Annotated in this window: 17 protein-coding genes; 8 read left to right on the forward strand and 9 right to left on the reverse strand. The window is 73.3% G+C overall.

Annotated features, from left to right (window positions below):
- The first annotated feature begins 33 nt into the window (after positions 1 to 33).
- The gene (gene pepN / locus ACIBNE_RS19160) at positions 34 to 2,601 is read left to right on the forward strand and encodes an aminopeptidase N (protein WP_399273000.1); all 2,568 of its coding nucleotides are present in this window, start codon (positions 34 to 36) and stop codon (positions 2,599 to 2,601) included.
- 165 nt (positions 2,602 to 2,766) lie between these two features.
- Here the strand turns inward: pepN and alc are convergent, their stop codons facing one another.
- From alc to ACIBNE_RS19185, 5 genes are all read right to left on the reverse strand, one after another.
- A complete protein-coding gene (gene alc, locus ACIBNE_RS19165) occupies positions 2,767 to 3,900 on the reverse strand; it encodes an allantoicase (protein WP_399273002.1) in 1,134 nt (377 codons plus the stop codon).
- A 120-nt stretch (positions 3,901 to 4,020) separates the two neighbouring features.
- Complete coding sequence (locus ACIBNE_RS19170; protein ID WP_399273004.1) at positions 4,021 to 4,980, reverse strand: LysR family transcriptional regulator; 960 nt, start codon at positions 4,978 to 4,980, stop codon at positions 4,021 to 4,023.
- A 9-nt stretch (positions 4,981 to 4,989) separates the two neighbouring features.
- Positions 4,990 to 5,859: a phosphotransferase gene (locus ACIBNE_RS19175; RefSeq protein WP_399273006.1), complete on the reverse strand. Its 870-nt coding sequence runs from the start codon at positions 5,857 to 5,859 to the stop codon at positions 4,990 to 4,992.
- Positions 5,856 to 6,824: a DMT family transporter gene (locus ACIBNE_RS19180; RefSeq protein ID WP_399273008.1), complete on the reverse strand. Its 969-nt coding sequence runs from the start codon at positions 6,822 to 6,824 to the stop codon at positions 5,856 to 5,858. Before ACIBNE_RS19180 ends, ACIBNE_RS19175 begins: the two co-directional genes overlap by 4 nt.
- A 48-nt stretch (positions 6,825 to 6,872) precedes the next feature.
- A complete protein-coding gene (locus tag ACIBNE_RS19185; RefSeq protein ID WP_399273010.1) occupies positions 6,873 to 7,811 on the reverse strand; it encodes an EamA family transporter in 939 nt (312 codons plus the stop codon).
- Positions 7,812 to 7,949: 138 nt separating this feature from the next.
- Here ACIBNE_RS19185 and ACIBNE_RS19190 point away from each other — a divergent pair, with 138 nt between their 5' ends.
- On the forward strand, positions 7,950 to 8,471 hold the full coding sequence (locus tag ACIBNE_RS19190) for a MarR family winged helix-turn-helix transcriptional regulator (RefSeq protein WP_399273012.1): 522 nt from the start codon (positions 7,950 to 7,952) through the stop codon (positions 8,469 to 8,471).
- Between the two features lie 123 nt (positions 8,472 to 8,594).
- Here ACIBNE_RS19190 and ACIBNE_RS19195 read toward each other — a convergent pair whose 3' ends face one another.
- From ACIBNE_RS19195 to ACIBNE_RS19205, 3 genes are all read right to left on the reverse strand, one after another.
- Positions 8,595 to 8,822, reverse strand: a complete 228-nt coding sequence (locus ACIBNE_RS19195) for a hypothetical protein (RefSeq protein ID WP_399273014.1) — start codon at positions 8,820 to 8,822, stop codon at positions 8,595 to 8,597.
- 65 nt (positions 8,823 to 8,887) lie between these two features.
- Positions 8,888 to 11,002 carry a 4-alpha-glucanotransferase gene (gene malQ / locus ACIBNE_RS19200; RefSeq protein WP_399273015.1) on the reverse strand — a complete coding sequence of 705 codons (2,115 nt, stop codon included), beginning with the start codon at positions 11,000 to 11,002 and terminating at the stop codon, positions 8,888 to 8,890.
- Between the two features lie 83 nt (positions 11,003 to 11,085).
- On the reverse strand, positions 11,086 to 11,343 hold the full coding sequence (locus ACIBNE_RS19205; protein ID WP_399273017.1) for a hypothetical protein: 258 nt from the start codon (positions 11,341 to 11,343) through the stop codon (positions 11,086 to 11,088).
- A gap of 216 nt (positions 11,344 to 11,559) precedes the next feature.
- Here ACIBNE_RS19205 and ACIBNE_RS19210 point away from each other — a divergent pair, with 216 nt between their 5' ends.
- Positions 11,560 to 14,712, forward strand: a complete 3,153-nt coding sequence (locus ACIBNE_RS19210) for a beta-N-acetylglucosaminidase domain-containing protein (RefSeq protein ID WP_399273019.1) — start codon at positions 11,560 to 11,562, stop codon at positions 14,710 to 14,712.
- Here ACIBNE_RS19210 and ACIBNE_RS19215 read toward each other — a convergent pair whose 3' ends face one another.
- Entirely contained in the window at positions 14,713 to 15,249 is a 537-nt protein-coding gene (locus ACIBNE_RS19215) for an HNH endonuclease (RefSeq protein ID WP_399273021.1), read from the reverse strand.
- Between the two features lie 254 nt (positions 15,250 to 15,503).
- Between ACIBNE_RS19215 and ACIBNE_RS19220 the strand changes: the two genes are divergently transcribed.
- The 5 genes from ACIBNE_RS19220 (at position 15,504) to ACIBNE_RS19240 (ending at position 21,382) form a co-directional block, all read left to right on the forward strand.
- Positions 15,504 to 16,595 (forward strand): mechanosensitive ion channel family protein, encoded by a 1,092-nt coding sequence (locus ACIBNE_RS19220; protein ID WP_399273023.1) that lies wholly within the window; start codon positions 15,504 to 15,506, stop codon positions 16,593 to 16,595.
- Between the two features lie 318 nt (positions 16,596 to 16,913).
- The gene (locus ACIBNE_RS19225; RefSeq protein ID WP_399273025.1) at positions 16,914 to 18,125 is read left to right on the forward strand and encodes an ROK family transcriptional regulator; all 1,212 of its coding nucleotides are present in this window, start codon (positions 16,914 to 16,916) and stop codon (positions 18,123 to 18,125) included.
- 68 nt (positions 18,126 to 18,193) lie between these two features.
- A complete protein-coding gene (locus tag ACIBNE_RS19230; protein WP_399273027.1) occupies positions 18,194 to 19,531 on the forward strand; it encodes an ABC transporter substrate-binding protein in 1,338 nt (445 codons plus the stop codon).
- 7 nt (positions 19,532 to 19,538) lie between these two features.
- The gene (locus tag ACIBNE_RS19235; RefSeq protein ID WP_399273029.1) at positions 19,539 to 20,480 is read left to right on the forward strand and encodes a carbohydrate ABC transporter permease; all 942 of its coding nucleotides are present in this window, start codon (positions 19,539 to 19,541) and stop codon (positions 20,478 to 20,480) included.
- A gap of 5 nt (positions 20,481 to 20,485) precedes the next feature.
- On the forward strand, positions 20,486 to 21,382 hold the full coding sequence (locus ACIBNE_RS19240) for a carbohydrate ABC transporter permease (RefSeq protein ID WP_399273031.1): 897 nt from the start codon (positions 20,486 to 20,488) through the stop codon (positions 21,380 to 21,382).
- The last annotated feature ends 7 nt before the right edge of the window (positions 21,383 to 21,389 follow it).

Below are 21,389 nucleotides of genomic sequence, written 5' to 3' on the forward strand. Positions count from 1 at the left end.
GCCGGAAACGTCACATACCGAGGAGATGACCGCGTGCCCGGCACCAATCTGACCCGTGAAGAGGCGCAGCAGCGGGCGAAGCTGCTGACCGTGGATGCCTACGAGATCGAGCTCGACCTCACCGGCGCGCAGGAGGGCGGCACCTTCCGCTCCGTGACCACGGTCCGCTTCGACTCCGCCGAGGAGAACGCGGAGACCTTCATCGACCTGGTGGCGCCCGCCGTCCACGAGGCCGTGCTGAACGGGAAGTCGCTCGACGTCGCCGCCGTCTTCCGGGACTCGCGCATCGCGCTGAAGCACCTCAGGGCGGGCGCGAACGAGCTGAAGGTCGTCGCGGACTGCGCGTACACGAACTCGGGCGAGGGCCTGCACCGCTTCGTCGACCCGGTCGACCAGCAGGCGTACCTCTACACCCAGTTCGAGGTGCCGGACGCGCGCCGGGTGTTCGCCAACTTCGAGCAGCCCGACCTGAAGGCCTCGTTCCGGTTCACCGTGAAGGCCCCCGCCGGCTGGACCGTGATCTCGAACTCCCCGACGCCTGAGCCCGCGGACGACGTCTGGGCCTTCGAGCCGACGCCGCGCATCTCCACGTACATCACGGCCCTGATCGTCGGCCCGTACCACGCGGTGCACTCCGCCTACGAGGGCCCGAACGGGCAGGTCGTGCCGCTGGGCATCTACTGCCGCCCCTCGCTCGCGGAGTTCCTGGACGCGGACGCGATCTTCGCGGTCACCCGGCAGGGCTTCGACTGGTTCCAGGAGAAGTTCGACTTCCCCTACCCCTTCGCCAAGTACGACCAGCTCTTCGTGCCGGAGTTCAACGCGGGCGCGATGGAGAACGCGGGCGCGGTGACCTTCCGCGACCAGTACGTCTTCCGCTCGAAGGTGACGGACGCGGCGTACGAGATGCGCGCGGCGACCATCCTGCACGAGCTGGCCCACATGTGGTTCGGCAACCTCGTCACCATGGAGTGGTGGAACGACCTGTGGCTGAACGAGTCGTTCGCCACCTACGCCGAGGCCGCCTGCCAGGCGTACGCGCCCGACTCGAAGTGGCCGCACTCCTGGACGACCTTCGCCAACTCCATGAAGACGTGGGCGTACCGCCAGGACCAGCTGCCGTCCACGCACCCGATCATGGCCGACATCCGCGACCTGGACGACGTGCTGGTCAACTTCGACGGCATCACGTACGCCAAGGGCGCGTCCGTGCTCAAGCAGCTCGTGGCGTACGTCGGGCAGGACGAGTTCTTCCAGGGCGTCCAGGCGTACTTCAAGGCGCACGCCTTCGGCAACACCCGTCTCTCCGACCTGCTGGGCGCGCTGGAGAAGACCTCGGGCCGCGACCTGAAGACCTGGTCGAAGGCGTGGCTGGAGACGGCCGGCATCAACGTGCTGCGCCCGGTGATCGAGGTCGACGCGGACGGCGTGATCACCTCCTTCGCGGTCAAGCAGGAGGCGCCCGCGCTGCCCGAGGGCGCCAAGGGCGCCTCGACGCTGCGCCCGCACCGCATCGCGATCGGCCTGTACGAGCTCCAGGGCGGCGCGCTCGTGCGCACCGACCGCATCGAGCTGGACGTCGACGGCGAGCTGACCCCGGTCGACGCGCTGGTCGGCCGGGCCCGCCCCGCGGTGGTCCTGCTGAACGACGACGACCTGTCGTACGCCAAGGTGCGCCTCGACGAGGAGTCCCTGAAGACGGTCACCGAGCACCTCGGCGACTTCACCGAGTCCCTGCCGCGCGCGCTGTGCTGGGCCTCGGCCTGGGACATGACCCGCGACGGCGAGCTGGCGGCGCGGGACTACCTGGCGCTGGTGCTGTCGGGCGTCACCAAGGAGTCGGACATCGGCGTCGTGCAGTCGCTGCACCGCCAGGTGAAGCTCGCCGTCGACCTGTACGCCGACCCGGCGTGGCGCGAGGCCGGGCTCACCCAGTGGACGGACGCGACGCTGGCGCAGCTGCGCGCGGCCGACGCGGGCAGCGACCACCAGCTGGCGTGGGCGCGGGCGTTCGCCGCCACGGCCCGCACGCCGGTCCAGCTCGACCTGCTCCAGGCGCTCCTCGAGGGCACCGAGACCGTCGAGGGCCTGGCCGTCGACACCGAGCTGCGCTGGGCGTTCGTGGAGCGGCTGGCGGCGGTCGGCCGGTTCGACGAGGACGAGATCGCGGCGGAGTACGAGCGGGACAGGACGGCGGCGGGCGAGCGGCACGCGGCGACCGCGCGGGCGGCGCGGCCGACCGAGGCGGCGAAGGCCGAGGCGTGGGCGTCGGTCGTGGAGTCCGACAAGCTGCCCAACTCCCTCCAGGAGGCGGTCATCGCGGGCTTCGTCCAGACCGACCAGCGCGAGCTGCTGGCCCCGTACACCGAGAAGTTCTTCGCGTCGGTCAAGGACGTGTGGGAGTCCCGCTCGCACGAGATGGCACAGCAGGTCGCGGTGGGCCTCTACCCCTCGCTCCAGGTGACCCGGGAGACGCTGGACACGACGGACGCGTGGCTGGCGTCGGCCGAGCCGAACGCCGCGCTGCGGCGGCTGGTCTCGGAGTCGCGCTCGGGCGTGGAGCGGGCGCTGAGGGCGCAGGCGGCGGACGCGGCGAAGTAGCCGGTACGGCTGGTACGTCCGCTGCGTACGGAGAAGGGGCACCCCGTGTCGGCGAGGTGCCCCTTCTCCGTGCCCCCCCGGGCACTCCCCCCTTGTTTCCGCCCGGCGGACGGGCGCGGACCGCTGCCGTCCGCCGGGCGGTGGCCGTGGTGGCTGCGGTGGTGGTTACTCGGCGGCGCCGAAGCGGGCCTTGAGGTCCGCCCTGCCCTCCTCGGTGAGGACGCCGTGCAGCCGCATGCGGGCGACGCCGCCGTCGGGGAAGGCGTCGAGGCGCACGTGGGTGGCGACCGCCTGGGCGGGCAGCTTGAAGCGGTGCAGGGTGTCGGGCTGGAGGCGGGTGCGCGGGATGATCTCGAACCAGTCGCCGGTGTCGCCGTTGCGCCCCTGGAGGGCGATCCATCCGGCGGAGTTGCCCTTGAGGTACGCGGTGTCTATCTCCACGGCGCGTATCGCGCCCTGCGCGACGAGGCGGAAGCGGACCCAGTCGTTGGTGTCGCGCACCCGGCGGCGGCGGTTCTCCCAGCCGTCGTCCATCTTCTGCGAGGTGCCGGGCAGGATGATCTGGGTGGGCGACGAGTAGAACTTGTCGGACGCGTCTTCGTACACACCCCCGTTGAGTACGGAGACGAGGTCGACGGTCCCGAGGAGGTCGAGCCACTCGGGTTCGGGCAGCACCTCGCCGTGGACCCGGAGGCGGGCGATGCCGCCGTCGGGGTGCTGGCACAGGCGCAGGTGCGTGAAGCGGCGCCCGCTGGTGATCGTGAAGCCGTTCTCGGCGTGGCCCCTGACGGGGGTCGGCGGAACCAGCTCCTCCCACTTCACGTCGTCGGCGAGCAGCTGCTCGGGGCTGGGCGAGCCCGCGACGGCGGTGGCCTGGACGCTGACGCGCTGCGGGTAGTTGCCGCGGAAGTGGGCGGTGTCCACGACGATGCCGCGGACGAGGCCGGGGGCGCCGAGACGGACGATCGCCCAGTCGTGGTCCTCGGGCGCGGGGAACACGTTCTGCGCGTCCGCGCCCCTCCTGCGGCGGGTCTCCCAGCCGTCCATGATCTTGCCCTTGTGCCCGAAGTGCTCGGGGTCGAAGACCGCGGGGTGGCGGAGGAGGAGGTTCTCGCGCTCGGCGAAGAACTCGTCGTTCGCGGCGACGACGGCGCCGCCGAGACGGCGGTCGGCCAGGTCCACGAGGTCGGTGAAGCCGAAGTCCCCACGACGGTAGTCGGCGTAGGGGTCGCCGCCGGGGTAGGGGGCGGCGTCGTTGGCGTGCGGGTCTTCCCGGGAGGGCGTCGTCGTGGTGGTCATGGCCTCGACTCTCGCGGTCGCGGACCGCGCACGTCCATGGAAAGTTTCCGCACGGCATGTTCAGCTGAACTTAACGGTCGGGGCCGGGCACCCCGTGGCGCCCCCTCACCCCCACGCCCCTCACCCCCGTACCCCTGCCGCCCCCCGCAACGCGTCCAGCACGCGCCCCACCCCCCGCGCGCCCTCCGCGCCCCGCCGCACCGCCGCCACCACGTGCCGCCTGGGCTGGTCCGCCTCCAGCACCCGCATCACCACACCGCCCTCCGCGGGGACCGCACCCCCCGTACCCGCCGCGCCCCCCGCACCCGCCACGGTGCCCCGCACCATGCGGGGCACCAGCGCCACCCCCATACCCGCCTCCACCATCGCGAGGATCGCCGTCCAGCCGGACGCCGAGTGGGCCTGTTCCGGGACGAACCCCGCCGCCTCGCACGCGGTCAGCGTGATCTGGGACCAGGGCCCGCTGCCCCCGAAGATCCACGGCTCCCCGGAGAGGTCGGCGAGCCGCAGGCCGGGCAGCGCCGCCAGCGGGTGCCCGGCGGGCAGGGCCACGTCCAGGGGGTCGACCAGCAGGGGGACCCGCGTGAACCGGGGGTCCCGCGCCGGAGGCGCGTGCGCCGCGAGGGACAGCGCGAGGTCCACCTCCCCCGCCGCCAGCAGCTCGTACGCCTCCGCCGCCTCCGCCTCCCGCACCCGCACCTCGAGAGAGGGGTGCGCCGCGCGCAGCTCCCGCACCGCGGGGACGACCAGCGCGGGGACGGCCGTCGAGAAGGCGCCGACCCTGACCTCGCCCGCCTCCCCCTGGAGGTACCCCGCGAGGTCCGCGTCGGCGCGCTCCAGCTGGGCGAAGACGACCTCGGCGTGGCGCAGCACGAGGTGCGCGGCGTCCGTGAGCCGCACCCGCCTGCCGTGCGCCTCCAGTAGCCGTACGCCCAGCTGCTTGGCCAGGTTGGAGAGCTGCTGGGACACCGCGGACGGGGTCATCAGGAGCGCGTCGGCCGTCGCGGTGACGGTCCCGCGCTCGCTGAGGGTGCGCAGGATCTGGAGCTTCTTGATGTCCCAGTCGGTGGTGGTCGCCATGGCCGCAACCTAGCAACGCAGCGCGTGGAAGGCCTTGACCTGGTCGTCAGTGTACGCGAGCTGCTCGGCGTCGAGCACGGCGCCCCTGGTGTGCGCGGCCCGCGCGTAGCTGATCTCGGAGCGGAGGTGTTCGCGCACGAGGCCGCGCAGCGTGGCGTCGTCCACGGCCGTGCCGTACGCGGCGAGGAACTCCCGTGCCCCCTCCAGCCCTTCGTACAGGCAGTCGCCCCACTCCCACGCGGCGTGCACGGCCTCGCGCAGCGCGGAGCCCTGGTGGGCCTCGTCCCAGTCGAGTACGGCGACGACCGCGCCGACCGGGTCGAGCAGCACGTTCTCCACGTGGAAGTCGCCGTGCACGGGCTGCCGCTCGGCGCCGGGCCCGGCGTCGAACCCGGCGAGCCAGCGGTCGAGTTCGGGGTCGGCCACGTCCGGCGCGTCGGGCCGCGCGGGGCGCCGCGCGGGCCGCTCGCCGAGCGCCGGGGCGGCGCGCAGCGCGCGGTGCGTCCGCGCCAGGACCCGGGCGGCCGCGGCCCGGTGCACGGGGTCCTCCTCGTCGCCCCACTGCCCCGCGACGTACGGCCAGACGCTGACGAGCAGGCCGTCGGCGGGGATCGCGGTGCGCCCGTCGCGCGCGGCGAGCGGCGCGTTCGCCTCGGGCACCGTGCGGTGCGCTGCGGTCGCGACGGCGTGGCACCACTCGGCGTCGGCGGCGTCCCGCCCCGCGCCCCCGATCCGCACCACCGCGTCCCCGAGGCGGTAGGCGGCGGACTCCTCGCCCCCGGCCAGCCGTTCGGGGGCGGCGTCGGTCGGCATCTCGTAGTGGGCGTGCAGGAGTTGGCGTACGGACGGGGTGAAGGGGAGGGTCGCGTGGGTCGTCACCGTGCCAACGTAGCCGCACGCCGTCCTCGTCCGTGCGGGCGGTCCCCGCGTCCCGCGCCCAGGACCACGCCGCCCAGGATCAGGGCCGTGCACAGCAGGTCGGCCGGGCCCGTCGTCTCGCCGAGCACCGGGTGGGCGAGGAGGGCGACGCAGACGGGCTGGAGGTAGTAGACGGCCCCGGCGCGGGCCGCGCCGACGAGGGCGACGGCGCGGTTCCAGGCGAAGAAGGCGACGGCGGAGGAGAGGACGCCGACGTACAGGAGCGGGCCGACGGTGCCGGGGGTGGGCGCGAAGCCGCCCTGGAGCGCGAGGCTGAGGGCGTACGCGGGGGCCAGCATCAGCGCGCCGAGCGCGAAGGTGGCGAGGAGGAAGGGCAGCGGCTCGATCGCGGCGGGCTTGCGGCGCAGCAGCGCGCTGTACGAGGCGAAGGCGAGCGCGGCGGCGAGCATCCACAGGTCGCCGGTGGTGAGGTCGTCGGGTACGGGCGAGCCCTTGCCGACGAGGAGCAGGACCCCGGTGCAGGCGATCGCGACGCCGAGTGCGCGACGGCCGCCGACGCGGGCCCCGCCGAGGCGTTCGTAGCCGGTCATGAACACCGGCGAGGCCGCCATGATCATGCCCATGTTCCCGGCGGACGTGGTGAGTCCGGCCTGGTGGACGAGGGTGTTGTAGAGGGCGATGCCGAGGAACGCGGCGAGCGCGGTGTACGGGAGGTGGCGGCGCAGCAGGTGCCGCTGCCGCCAGGCCGGGCGGAGCGCGAAGGGGGCGACGGCCGCGACGGCGACGATCCAGCGCCAGAACACGGCCTGGACCGGGGGGACGGTGTCGTGCAGGGCCCGGGTCGCGACGAAGCTCCCGGACCAGACGACCGTCGCGACGGCCGCGAGGGCGATGCCGGGCCAGGTGGCCGGCTTCGCCCTCGCGGTGCTTCGCGCTGTCGTACGGATGGGGTCCAGGAGTGCCACGGTGGCGCCCGCCTTCCTCCCCGTCGCCGGGGGTCTCGGTCACGGGCCCTACCGTCGCACCGCTCCATTCACCAGGTCCATCGAAACGTTCTGACCGTTCTTTGTAGTAATGCTGAACGTTTCGAGCTTCTTGGCGCGCGGCGCCCACTGGCCGAAGAGCGTGGCCCCGAAGGCGATCCCCATGCCGAGCAGCTGCACGGGGCCGAGCGCCTGGCCGAGCGCGATCCAGCCGATGACGGCGGCGGTGATCGGCGAGAGCGGGCCGAGCAGGGTGACCGAGGTGGCCGAGAGCCGGCCGATGCCGCGGAACCAGAGCCAGTAGCCGATGGCGGTGTTGGCGACGGCGAGGTAGAGGTAGCCGAGCAGGTTCCGGCCGTCCAGCGCGGGCGGCGCGCCCTCGACCAGGAAGGCGATCGGGGCGATCAGCAGGCCGCCCGCGGTGAGCTGCCAGCCGGTCATGGCCAGCGGTCCGACGCCCTCGGGGCGGCCCCAGCGCTTGGTGAGCACGGTGCCGGCGGCCATCGAGCCGGACCCGGCGAGCCCGGCGAGCACGCCGAGCAGATCGAACCCGGCCCCCGCCTTGAGCACCACCAGGCTGACTCCCAGCGCCGCGGTGACGGCGGTCAGCACGGCCCGCACGGTGGGCCGTTCGCTCAGCAGCAGCGCCGCGAGGCCGATCACGAAGAGCGGGCCGACCGAGCCGACGACCGCCGCGATGCCGCCGGGCAGCCGGTAGGCGGCGAGGAAGAGGAGCGGGAAGAAGGCGCCGATGTTGAGCGCGCCGAGGACCGCCGACTTCCACCACCAGTCGCCGCGCGGCAGCGTCCTGGTGATGCCGAGCAGCAGGAGTCCGGCGGGCAGGGCGCGCATCAGGCCGGTGAAGAGCGGCCGGTCGGGCGGCAGGAACTCGGTGGTGACGGCGTAGGTGGAGCCCCAGGAGATCGGGGCGAGCGCGGTGAGTGCGACGACTGCGGCTTTGCGGGACATGGCAGGTCTCCCGGGGTGGAGGGGAAGCGGCTCGACTTGCTCGATGGAAAGTAGCTTACCTCTAAGCTACTTTTCGTCAAGCAACTTACTCGCATGCAAGTTACTTGCGTGCGGTCGGTTCGCTGGGATACTTGCGCCATGACCGAAGCGCAGGGCAGCCCCCAGGACCCCGTCGACGCGATCACCGCACAGTGGTTCGCCGTCCGGCCCGACCTCGAAACCGGCCCCATGGCCGTGTTCGGCCGCATCTGGCGCATCGAGACCGCGATGGCCGCGCGCATGGAGAAGACCTACGGGCGGTACGGGCTCTCGCGCGGCGAGTTCGACGTGCTGGCCACGCTCCGGCGCGCCGGAGAGCCGTACACCCTCTCACCGCGCCGCCTCGCGACCACGATGATGCTGACGACCGGCGGCATGACCGGACGGCTGGACAAGCTGGAGAAGGCCGGACTGCTGCACCGCAGCCCCGACCCGGACGACCGGCGCGCGCTGCGCGTCACGCTCGCCGAGCGCGGCATCCGGCTGATCGACGAGGCCGTGGCGGCGGGCCTCGAAGTGCAGGCCGAGGTGATCGGCGCCGCGCTCGACGAGGAGCAGGTGCGGCAGCTCAACGACCTGCTGCGGCCGCTGCTGCTCGGGGCGACCGGCCAGACGCCCTGAGAGCCGGCGTCAGAACCCGTTCGCGGGCAGCACGAAGGGCGCCCCGGCGTCGCGGTACGTCCGTACCGCGCGCGGGGCGCCCTTCGTGTGAACGAGCGGGTCGGCGCTCCGGAGAGCTCCGGGTCAGACCTTCTTGGACTTGTCCAGCACCATCACCAGGCCCGCGATCACCGCGAACAGGGCGATCGGCGCCACGACGAACAGCCCCAGCGTCTCCATCACGCTCAGGCGGGGGGCCGGGTCGTCACCGTCGTCGGCGACCGCGGCGAGCGCGGGGGACGACATGAGCAGCATCATCAGCGTCGTACCGGCCGCGACGGCGCCGGCGCGCAGGGCGTTCTTCTTGTCCACGGAGCAAACGTAGCGAACGCCCGAGGAGGCCGCGCGCCCGGGGTGCCCATACGAGTGCGTCCCCATCACCGGAACCCCCCGCCCGCCTCCTGGAACACCGCCATCAGCGCGTGCAGCCGGGGCGAAGCGGCCAGCTCCTCCAGCGTCACGGGGCGGCCCAGCGCATCGGCCACCGGCAGCCGCCAGTTGGGGTACTGGTTCCAGGTGCCCGGCAGGTTCTGCGGGCGCCTGTCCCCCACCGCGTCCGGCAGCCAGACCCCGACCAGCCGGGCGGGCGTGCTCAGCAGGAAGCGGTAGACCGCGCGGATCCCGCCCTCCTCGTCGCCCTCGCCCTCCGGGAGCAGCCCGAGCCGCGCCAGCGCGCCCAGCCACTCGTGGACGTCGGCCGCGTCCGCCGCCTGTTCCTCCGGCAGCGGGCGGGCCAGCAGCCCGAGCCGGTACCGCAGCTCCACGTGCCCGCCGGTCAGCCGCGCCGCCGTCGACGGCAGGTCGTGGGTGGTCGCGGTGGCCAGGCAGCCCGTGCGCCAGGCGGCGGGCGCCAGCGGCCGGCCCGTCCCCGTCCAGTCCCGCTCGAACCAGAACACCGAGGTGCCCAGCACCCCGCGCCGCTCCAGCGCCTCGCGCACCCCGGGCTCGACCGTCCCCAGGTCCTCCCCGATGACGACCGCGCCCGCCCGCTCCGCCTCCAGGGCCAGCACCGCGAGCATCGCCTCCGCGTCGTGGCGCACGTACGTGCCCTCGGCGGGCGCGTGGCCCTCGGGCACCCACCAGAGCCGGAAGAGCCCCATCACGTGGTCGACGCGGAGCGCGCCCGCGTGCCGCAGCAGCGTGCGCAGCAGTCCCCGGTACGGGGCGTAGCCGCGGGCCGCAAGTTCGTCGGGGCGCCACGGCGGCAGCCCCCAGTCCTGGCCGTGCGCGTTGAAGGCGTCGGGCGGCGCCCCCACCGAGATGCCGTCGGCGAGCGTGCCGCGCTGCGCCCAGGCGTCGGCGCCGCCCGGGTGGACGCCCACCGCCAGGTCGTGGACGAGGCCCAGCGGCATGCCCGCGTCGCGCGCGGCGCGCTGGGCGGCGGCCAGCTGCTCGTCGGTGAGCCAGGCGAGCCAGGTGTGGAAGTCGACGCGCTCCATCAGCTCGCGCCTGGCCCGTGCGACGCGCTCGGAGCGGGGGTCGCGCAGCTCCTCGGGCCAGCGGTGCCAGTCGGAGCCGTAGACCTCGGCGAGCGCGCACCAGGTGGCGTGGTCCTCCAGCGCTTGGCCCTGGTCGGCGATGAAGTCGCAGTAGGCGGCGCGGCGGCCGGGGCTCTGCGGCACGGCGCGGACGGCTTCGAGCGCCTCGCGCTTGAGCGCCCACACCGCGTCCCTGTCGATCAACCGGCCGCCGGTGAGGACCCCTTGGCGCAGCGTCTCGGCCCGTTTGCGGTACTCGTCGAGGGCGGCGTACGCGCTCTCGGGCACCGCTTCGACGCGTAAGTGGACCGGATCGGGGAAGCGGCGCGAGGACGGCCGGTAGGGCGAGGGGTCGGTCGGTTCGCCGGGCACCGCCGCGTGCAGCGGGTTGACCTGGACGAAGCCGCAGCCGAGCGTCCGGCCCGACCAGGCGGCGAGTTCGGCCAGGTCGGCGAGGTCCCCCATGCCCCAGGAGCGTTCGGAGAGCAGCGAGTAGAGCTGGACGAGGAAGCCGTGCGCTCTGCCCTGCGGCTGCGGGACGCGGGCGGGGGCGACGACGAGCCAGGCCGCGGTCTCGCGGCCGTCGGGCGTGCGGGCGTGCAGCCGGTGCACGCCGTGCGGCAGCGCGTCGAGGCCGTGGGCGCCCTCGCCGGGACGCGGACCGTCCGGGGGCCGTACCTCCGAGTGCCGTACGGCCTGGGGCCTCGCGTCCAGGGGCTGTTCGTCGCCCTGTTCGGTCTCCACGCGCAGCGACGTTCCTTCGGGGAGCCCGGTGAGGGACTCGGGCGGCGGTGCGCCCGCCCAGTGGACCACCGTCGGCGGCAGCACCCGCGCGGTGGCGGCCGCGCGGGCGGCGGCGAGCGCGTCGCGCACCGCCCCCGGGGTCCCCGCGTCGACGCCGAGCGCGGCCAGCACGGCGACGACCGTGGCGTCGGGGACCGTGAGCATGACGCCCGGGGACGGGGAGTAGGAGGTGGCGACGCCGTGCAGGGCTGCGAGCCGGACGAGGCTCATGCTGGCTCCTTGGGGGCTTCCTGGACCCTGGGGCTCCCGGCTGCTCCCGGGACGCCCCTGGCCGCTCCTTCGCGGGTTCCGCCTCAGGTTCCCGGGTGGCCGAGGCCGCCCGCCGCGCCGGTCGCGGTCTGTTCGCTGGTCAGGGGCGCGGTCCCGGCGAGCGGCGGCTCACTGGTCAGCGGGGCCGTGCCGAGCAGCGGCGGCTCACTGGTCAGCGGCGCGGTGCCGAGCAGCGGCGGCTCGCTCGTGAGCGGGGCCTGGGGGGCCTGCGGGGCCGAAGTGCGCTGCTGCGGCACCTGTTTGGAGAGGAGCGGGGCGGATGCGGTCACGGTGACTCCCATGCGGAGGGACTGCGGGGTGTACGGGACACAGCAGCCCTACCCAGCCCGAGCGGACACACGCAGGACTCGGCGAGAAGCCGCCGGAGCGCCCCCGTGGGCCCCGCCACGCCCTTCCCGGCATTTCGGGCGCAACGGCCACCCTCATTGACACGCGTGCGCCGGGGTGGTGGGCTCGCCCCGATCGTTTCGAACGGGCGGCTGAGCAGGAGGGCACGCGTGCGGCTCGGGCACGGAAAGCGGGCTGCGGCCGTCGCCGCCGCCGTCGTCGGCGGGCTGCTCGGCCCCGTGGCCCCCGGCGCGTCGGCCGCCCCCGGCGCACCCCCTGGCCCCGACGGCGCCCCGCCCCGCGCGGCCGCCGCGGCACCCCGTACGGCCGCCGCCCCGCCCGCCGTGTGGCCCAGGCCCCAGTCGCTGACGTCCGCGGGCCGCGCCGTGCCGCTCACCTCCGAGGTCACGCTCGACGTGGCGCCAGGCGCCGACCCGTACGCCGTCGCCGTCGTCCGGGACGTGCTGCGCGGCGCCGGGGTGCGCACGGTCCACACCCGGCTGCCGGGCCGCGGCCCGCTCGTCGCCGTCGGCGGGCCCCGGGCCGACGCCGCGCTGCGCGCCCTGCGCGCCGCCGGGCTCGGCGACCTGCCGTCCGGCGGCTACCGCCTGGCGGCGGGCCCGGTCGCGGGCCGCGCCACGGTCGCGTTCGACGGGACGGGCCCCGACGGCCTGTTCCACGCCGCGCAGACCCTGCGCCGCCTGGTCGGCGACGGCCGTGCGGTGCCCGGCGTCCTCGTACGCGACTGGCCCGGCTCGGCCGTACGCGGCATGACGGAGGGTTTCTACGGCCGGCCCTGGACGCACCGACAGCGCCTCGCGCAGCTCGACTTCATGGGCCGTACGAAACAGAACCGCTACCTGTACGCGGCGGGCGACGACCCGTACCGCCAGGCCCGCTGGCGCGACCCCTACCCGGCCGCGCAGCGCGCCGACTTCCGCGCGCTGGCCGGGCGGGCCCGCGCCAACCACGTGACGCTCGCCTGGGCGGTCGCGCCCGGCCAGTCGATGTGCCTGGCGTCGGACGGCGACGTCGAGGCGCTGAAGCGGAAGGTCGACGCGATGTGGGCGCTGGGGGTGCGCGCCTTCCAGCTCCAGTTCCAGGACGTCAGTTACAGCGAGTGGCACTGCGGGAAGGACTCCGACACCTTCGGCCGGGGCCCACGGGCCGCCGCCCGCGCGCAGGCCCGCGTCGCGAACGCGCTCGACCGGCACCTCGCCGAGCGCCACCCGCAGGCGGGCCCGCTCTCGCTGATGCCGACCGAGTACTACCAGGACGGCGACACGGAGTACCGCGCGAAGCTCGCCGACGAGCTGGACGCGCGGGTGCAGGTCGCGTGGACCGGCGTCGGGGTCGTGCCGAGGACCATCACCGGGCGCGAACTGGCCAGGACCCGCGACACGTTCGAGCACCCGCTGGTCACCATGGACAACTACCCGGTCAACGACTGGGCGCAGGACCGGCTCTTCCTCGGCCCCTACACCGGCCGCCAGCCCGCCGTCGCGATCGGCTCGGCCGCGCTGCTGGCCAACGCGATGGAGCAGCCCGCCGCCTCCCGCGTCGCGCTCTTCACCACGGCCGACTACGCCTGGAACCCCCGGGACTACCGCCCCGGGGAGTCCTGGCGCGCCGCGCTCGACGACCTCGCGGACGGCGACGCGGCGGCCCGCGAGGCGCTGGGCGTGCTGGCGGGGAACGGCGCCTCGTCGGTGCTCGGCGGGGCCGAGTCGGCGTACCTGCGGCCGCTCGTCGCGGAGTTCTGGCAGTCCCGTACGGGCCCGGACGCGGCGGCCCGCGACCGGGCGGCGCGGGCGCTGCGGGCCGCGTTCACCGCGATGCGCCTGGCGCCCGACCGGCTCGCGACCCCGGCCGACGGGCAGCTCGCCGACGAAGTGCGGCCCTGGAGCGATCAGTTGGCGCGCTACGGCCGCGCCGGAGAGCTGGCCGTCGACCTGTTGCAGGCCCAGGCGAGGGGCGAGGGGTCCGCCGCCTGGCGCGCCTCGCTGGCCCTGGAACCGCTGCGGGCCGCCGCGAAGGAGAGCAGGGCGACGGTCGGCAAGGGCGTGCTCGGGCCGTTCCTGGACCGGGTGCGCGCGGAGGCCGACGCCTGGACGGGCGCGGCGCACCGCACCGGCCTGGCGTCCCGCGAGCCGGACCGCTTCACGCTGCGCCTGGACCGGCCGCGCCCCCTCGACGCGGTCACCGTGATGACCGGCCCGGACCCCGACCCCACCGCCGCCGAGCGCCCGGGGGCGGTGCTCCAGGCGCACGTGCCGGGCGCGGGCTGGCGTCCGCTCGGCCCCCTCTCCCCCACCGGCTGGACCCAGGTCGCGGCGCGCGGCCTGCGGGCGGACGCGCTGCGCGTGGCGTGGCCCGCGTCCGACACGGCCCGGCAGGTGCACGGCACGGCCAGGCAGGTGCACGGCGTGGTCCCCTGGTACGGCGACGGCCCGGCGGCCCGCTTCGACCTGGCGCGCGCCGAGCTGGACGCGGAGATCGGCGGGGCGCCGCAGCGGGCGCAGGCGCGGCTGGCCGCGAGCAGGCCGGGCGAGGTGCGCGGCGCGCTCACCGCGAAGGCCCCCGCGGGCATCCGGGTCGCGGTGCCGAAGCGGACGACGGTGCCGCGCGGCTCGCTGCGCACGGACGTGCCGGTCGAGGTGAGCGTCCCGGCGGGCACGCCCGCGGGCACGTACGAGGTGCCGCTGGTCTTCGCGGGCGAGGAGCGCGTGCTGACCGTGCGGGCCTATCCGCGCACGTCGGGCGCCGATCTGGTGCGCGGCGCCGCCGTGTCCTCGTCGGGCGACGAGACCGCGGACTTCCCGGCCCCGGCCGCGGCCGACGGCGACCCGGCGACCCGCTGGTCGTCGCCCGCGGCGGACGGCCAGTGGTGGCAGGCGGAGCTGACGGAGCCGGTGCGGCTCGGCCAGGTCGTGCTGCGCTGGCAGGAGGCGTACGCGGCGAAGTACCGCGTCCAGGTGTCGTCGGACGGCGGCGCGTGGCGGACGGCGGCGACGGTCCGCGACGGGCGCGGTGGACGCGAGGCGGTCCGGATGGACGCGAAGGACGTGCGGTACGTGCGGGTGCGGGGGGACGAGCGGGCGACGCGGTTCGGGTACTCGCTGTGGTCGGTGGAGGCCTACGCGGTGGCACCGGCGGCGCCGGAGAAGGGAGCGCCGAAGAAGGAGGCGCCGAAGGCCCCGGGAAAGGGGGCTCCGGAGAAGTCCGGGCCCGGCTCCCCGCCCCAGGACTCCCCTGACCAGGGCTCCCCCGCCCTCCCCGACCTCCCCGACGACGCCCCGGACAAGCAGAAGCCCGGATCGTAGTCAGGCGGTGATGCCGTCGATCCGGGCCAGGGCGTCGTCCGCGCCGAAGGGTTGGAGGTACGGGAGCCAGCGCGGGTCCCGGTGGCCCGTACCGATGATCCGCCAGGCGAGTCCGGAGGGCGGCGCGGGCTGGTGCCGCAGCCGCCAGCCCAGCTCCAGGAGGTGCCGGTCGGCCTTGACGTGGTTGCAGCGGCGGCACGCCGCCACCACGTTCTCCCAGGCGTGCTGTCCGCCGCGGCTGCGCGGGATGACGTGGTCGACGCTGGTCGCCACGCCGCCGCAGTACATGCAGCGCCCGCCGTCGCGGGCGAAGAGCGCCTTGCGGGTCAGCGGAACGGGCCCCCGGTAGGGGACCCGCACGAAGCGCTTGAGCCGTACGACGCTGGGCGCGGCGATCGCGCGGGTCGCACTGTGCATGAAGGAGCCGGACTCCTCCAGACAGATCGCCTTGTTCTCCAGGACGAGGACGAGCGCGCGGCGGAGCGGTACGACGCCGAGGGGCTCGTACGACGCGTTGAGGACCAGGACGTGCGGCACGGGTGCCTCCTTGTGCGTCGGCGGCGCGTGGCTCGCGCCGGGACGATCTGCTCTCAGTCTCTCCTCAGGGCTGGTCGAAGCGCCACCAGGTCCGCGTAACGGGCTGGAAGTGTTTTCGACCACACCCTCTTCATCCCCGGGTGAGGCTCGTCTCTCCCTCGAACAGGACAACGGACCACGGACCCCGCCCCGTTAGTGTGGAAGCTTCGCTACCGCATTGCCCGTACTGCCCGTTCTTGCTGGAGGTCCTTGTCGTGTCCGGTCGTTGGTCGTCCGTCCTTGGGGCCGCCGATCCCTCACCGTCCTCGAACGAACCGCCGGTGGTCACGCTGGACGAAGCCGCCAAGCAGGCGGGGGACGCCGCCGGATGGGTGGAGGAGAACTGGTCCACCTGGCTCAACACGAGCCTGCGGATCCTGCTGATCGTCGCGATCGCGGTGACCCTGCGGATCCTGGTGCGCCGCACCATCACCAAGCTCATAGAGCGGATGAACCGCTCGGCGCAGGCCGTGGAGGGCACCGCGCTGGGGGGTCTGCTGGTCAACGCCGAGCGGCGCAGGCAGCGCTCGGAGGCGATCGGCTCGGTGATGCGGTCGGTGGCGTCGTTCCTGATCCTGGGGACGGCGGGGCTGATGGTGCTGGGCGCGTTCCAGATCAACCTGGCGCCGTTGCTGGCGTCGGCGGGCGTGGCGGGCGTGGCGCTCGGCTTCGGCGCCCGGAACCTGGTGACGGACTTCCTCTCCGGCGTCTTCATGATCCTGGAGGACCAGTACGGGGTCGGCGACTCGATCGACGCGGGCGTGGCGTCGGGCGAGGTCATAGAGGTGGGCCTGCGGGTCACGAAGCTGCGCGGCGACAACGGCGAGATCTGGTACGTGCGCAACGGCGAGGTCAAGCGCATCGGCAACCTGAGCCAGGGCTGGGCGACGGCGACGGTCGACGTCCTGGTCCGCCCGACGGAGGACCTGGACAAGGTCCGCGAGGTCATCGGACAGGCGGCGGACGCGATGTCCAAGGAGGACCCCTGGAACGAGCGCCTGTGGGGCCCGGTGGAGATCCTGGGCCTGGACGAGGTGCTGCTCGACTCCATGACGGTCCGCATCTCGGCGAAGACGATGCCGGGCAAGGCGCTGGGCGTGGAGCGCGAGCTGCGCTGGCGCGTCAAGCGGGCGTTCGACGCGGCGGGCATCCGCATCGTGGGCGGCCTCCCGCTGGCGGTGGAGGACGCCGCGTCCCCCGACCCGACGGCCGGCATGTCGGCCCCCTCGGCCTTCGCCTCGGCCACGTCCCCCCAGTCCCTGGCGACGACCCCGATACCGCCGTCGAACCCGAACCTGGCGAAGTAGCCCCGTACACCTGCGGAAACGGCCCGCGCCCCTCGGGGCGCGGGCCTTCGCACATCCGGGCGGGCGCACCCTGGTCGACACCGGGGAATGAGCCAGCCGCTTCCCGGAGGAGGGGAGCGGGGCCGAGCGTCGCGCCGGGGCGGGACGGATCGGATGGCACCATGGCCGGAGCGGAATCCATAACTCTTTGACAGTTCTCCGCCCGGCGCCCATTGACGGCTTCCTGCCGTACGCCCTACGTTCCTCTCACAGAATAGGAAACTTTCCTAACAGTACAGCTCGGGCGAGCGACAGCCGAAGGGCAGGTGCACAGGCTCCATGGCCGGAAACACCCCGGGGACACCGGGCACCCCGCGCGTGCTGCGCGCCATGAACGACCGGGCGGCCCTGGACCTGCTGCTGGAGCACGGGCCGCTGTCGCGCACCCGCATCGGCAAGCTCACCGGGCTCTCCAAGCCCACCGCGTCCCAGCTGCTGGCCCGGCTCGAAGCCGCCGGGCTCGTCGTCGCCACCGGGACCACCGAGGGACGCCCCGGGCCCAACGCCCAGCTGTACGCGGTCAACGCGCGCGCCGCGCACGTCGCCGCGCTCGACGTGACGCCCGACCGGATCCTCGCCGCGGTCGCCGACGTGACGGGCGCCGTCGTCGGACGGTTCGAGCTGGTCACCCCCGGGCGGCGCGCCGAGTCCGCGGTGCGCCGGGTGACCGAGGCGCTGGACGGGGCCGTGAAGGCCGCCGGGCTGGTGCGCACCGACGTGCACCGCGTCGTGATCGGCACGCCGGGCGCCTTCGACCCGGGCACCGGACGGCTGCGGTACGCCTCCCACCTGCCCGGCTGGCACGCGCCCTCGCTCCTGGACGAGCTGGCGGCCGAGCTGCCGATGCCCGTGGAGTACGAGAACGACGTGAACCTCGTCGCCGTCGCCGAGCAGCGGCTGGGCGCGGCGCGCGGCCACGAGGACTTCGTCCTGCTGTGGAACGAGGAGGGCCTGGGCGCCGCCCTCGTCATCGGCGGCCGGCTGCACCGCGGCTGGACCGGCGGCGCGGGCGAGGTCGGGTTCATGCCCGTGCCGGGCGCGCCGCTCGTGCGCCAGGTCACCAAGGTCAACTCCGGCGGCTTCCAGGAGCTCGCGGGCAGCCAGGTCGTCACCAAGACCGCCCGCAAGCTGGGCATCCCCGTGCCCCCCGCCCCCGGGTACGTGGAGGAGGCCGTCGCCCTGCTGGGCGCGGCGGGCGCGGCGGACGGCGGACCCGAGCGCGAGCTGCTCGAACGGTTCGCCACCGGCCTCGCGACCGGCCTCGCCTCGATGGTCGCCCTGCTCGACCCCGAGCTGATCGTGCTCACCGGATGCGTGCTCGCCGCAGGAGGAGAGCCCCTGCGCGAGCTGGTCCAGGCGGAACTCGCCGAGCTCGCCGCGCCCCGCCCCCGGCTCGTCGTCGGAGCCGTACAGGAACAGCCCGTGCTGCGCGGGGCGCTGGAGAGCGCCCTCGCCGCCACACGGGACGAAGTGTTCGACACCTCCCGCTGAGCCTCCCGCTGAGCGAGCAACACCCCCCTTCCTCCCCCGTTCCCCTGCCGACACCAGGAGAGACCGCCATGCCCGAAGCCCGTCGCACCGGGGTCGTCGCGCTCGCCGCGACCGCCGCGCTTTCCCTGCTCGCCACCGCCTGTACGGGCTCCAGCGAGAACAGTGCCGACGACGACCCGAACGCCAACACCACCATCACCTTCTGGCACGGCTGGAACGCGCCCAGCGAGGTGAAGGCGATCAAGGACAACGTCGCCCGCTTCGAGGCCGCCCACAAGAACATCAAGGTGAAGGTCGTCGGCAACATGACCGACGCGAAGATCAACCAGGGCCTGCGGGCGGGCGGTTCCAACTCCCCCGACGTCGTCTCCTCGTTCTCCACCGACAGCGTCGGCAAGTTCTGCGCGTCCGGCGCCTTCGTCGACCTCGGCCCCTTCCTGAAGAAGGCGGACGTCGACCCGGCGAAGGTCTTCCACAAGCCGCTGCTGGACTACACCCGCTTCGAGGGCAACCAGTGCTCTCTGCCGCTGCTCAACGACGCGTACGGGCTGTACTACAACAAGGACGCCTTCGCGAAGGCCGGGATCACCGAGGTCCCCAAGACCTGGAGCGAGTTCGCGGAGGTCGCCGAGAAGCTCACCAAGGAGAAGGGCGACTCCTACGAGCGGCTGGGCTTCATGCCCAACTACCACGGCTACGAGACCACTCCTGGGCACTACGTCTCGCAGTGGGGCCCGACCTACTTCGACGCCGACGGCAAGTCCAACATCGCCAAGGACCCGGCGTTCGCGAACATGATGACGTACCAGAAGGGCCTGGTCGACAAGCTCGGCGGCTTCGCCAAGCTGGAGAAGTACCGCAACACCTTCGGCGACGAGTTCGGCGCCAAGCACCCCTTCCACACCGGCCAGGTCGCCATGCAGCTCGACGGCGAGTGGCGGCTTCAGATGGCCAAGGACGCCGGGGTGAAGTTCGAGATCGGCACCGCCCCGCTGCCCGTCGCCGACGACCAGAAGGCCGACCACGGCAAGGGCTACCTGTCCGGCACGATCATGGGCATCGCCGCCACCAGCAAGAAGCAGAACGCCGCGTGGGAACTGGTGAAGTACATGACGACCGACACCGAAGCGGTCGTCGCCTTCGCCAACGACATCCACAACGTGCCCTCCACGATCGCGGCGCTCGAATCCCCGAAGCTCAAGATCGACCCGGCGTTCAAGACGTTCATCGACATCGCCAAGCACCCCAAGTCCAACACCACGCCCGCCCACGTCGACGGCGGCACCTACCAGATCACCCTCCAGGACCTCGGCTACCGCTACGAGGCGGGCAAGGTGAAGGACCTGAAGGCCGGTCTGGAAGAGACCGCGAAGCAGATCGACACGGACATCGCGAAGGCGAAGTAGACCGGCCATGACCACGCACACCCTGCGGGCGAAGCGCCGCCGCTCGGCACTGCGCACGGCCGCCTTCATGTCGCCCTGGCTGATCGGCTTCGGCGTCTTCTTCGCCTACCCGCTGGTCTCCACCGTCTACTTCTCCTTCATGGACTACGACGGCTTCCGGCCGCCGGAGTTCAACGGCCTGGAGAACTGGTCGTACGTCTTCGGCGAGTACCCGCTGTTCTGGCCCGCGATGCGCAACACGCTGTGGCTGGTCGTCGTCATGGTGACCTGCCGGGTCGTCTTCGGCCTCGGCATAGGCCTGCTGATCACCAAGATCAAGACGGCTACGGGGGTCTTCCGCACCCTCTTCTACCTGCCCTACCTGGTGCCGCCCGTCGCCGCGACGCTCGCCTTCGTCTTCCTGCTCAACCCCGGTACGGGACCGGTCAACTCGATCCTCGAATCGATCGGGGTGCCCGCCCCCGCCTGGTTCACCGACCCCGCCTGGTCCAAGCCCGCGCTCACCGCGCTGGCCCTGTGGGGCATCGGCGACCTCATGGTGATCTTCATGGCGGCGCTCCTCGACGTGCCGACCGAGCAGTACGAGGCCGCCGAGCTGGACGGGGCGTCGGCCTGGCAGAAGTTCCGCTTCGTGACGCTGCCGAACATCTCGCCCATCGTGCTGTTCGCCGTCGTCACCGGCGTCATCCAGACGATGCAGTACTACGCCCAGCCGCTGGTGGCCGGGAAGGTCGCCTCCGGCATCCTCGGCAACAGCGGGCAGCAGCTCGAACCCGGCTACCCGGAGAAGTCGACGCTGACGCTGCCCCAGCTCGTCTACAACCTCGGCTTCCAGCGCTTCGACTACGGCTCGGCCGCCGTCATCGCGCTCGTCCTGTTCGTGCTCTCCATGGCCTTCACCGCCCTCCTGATGCGGCGGCGCGGGGGCCTCATCCAGGCGGGTGACTGACTGCCATGACCGACGTACTCGACAAGCCCGCACCGGTGGCGTCCGCGCCCCGGCCCCCCGCCGAGCGCACCGCGCGCCGCAAGGCGGCACTGCACTGGATCGCCGTGCACTCGCTGGGGATCGCCGCCGCGCTCTTCTTCGTCCTGCCGATCGTCTTCGTGGTCCTCACCTCGCTGATGAGCGACAACCAGGCGATGACCAGGGACCTCGTCCCCACGACCTGGGAGTGGGGCAACTACTCCCAGGTCCTGCACACCGACGGCTTCCTGACCTGGTGGCGCAACACCCTGCTGTACGCGGGTCTTGGCACCGTCCTGACCCTGCTGTCGTCGATCCCGGTGGCGTACGCGCTGGCGAAGTTCCGCTTCAAGGGGCAGCGGCTCGCCCTGATGCTGGTCGTCTCGATGATGATGCTGCCGCCGCAGGTCGTCATCATCCCGATGTACCTGTTCTGGGCCAAGCAGATGGACCTCGCGGGCACGCTGTGGCCGCTGATCATCCCGATGGCGTTCGGCGACGCGTTCTCCATCTTCCTGCTGCGCCAGTTCCTGCTGACCATCCCGAACGAGTACATCGACGCGGCGAAGGTCGACGGCTGCGGCGAGTTCAAGGCGCTGGTGCGGGTCGTGCTGCCGATGGCCAGGCCCGGCATCGCCGCCGTCGCGCTCTTCCAGTTCTTCTACGCCTGGAACGACTACTTCGGGCCGCAGATCTACGCCTCGGAGAACCCGGCCGCCTGGACGCTCAGCTACGGCCTGGAGTCCTTCAAGAGCGCCCACCACACCAACTGGAACCTCACCATGGCGGCGACCGTGATGGTCATGGCGCCGGTGATCATCCTGTTCTTCTTCGCCCAGAAGGCATTCGTCGAGGGCGTCACACTGACCGGAGTGAAGGGGTAGTGACAAG

The sequence above is a fragment of the Streptomyces sp. NPDC050504 genome (genome assembly GCF_044458065.1).
Taxonomy (GTDB): Bacteria; Actinomycetota; Actinomycetes; order Streptomycetales; family Streptomycetaceae; genus Streptomyces.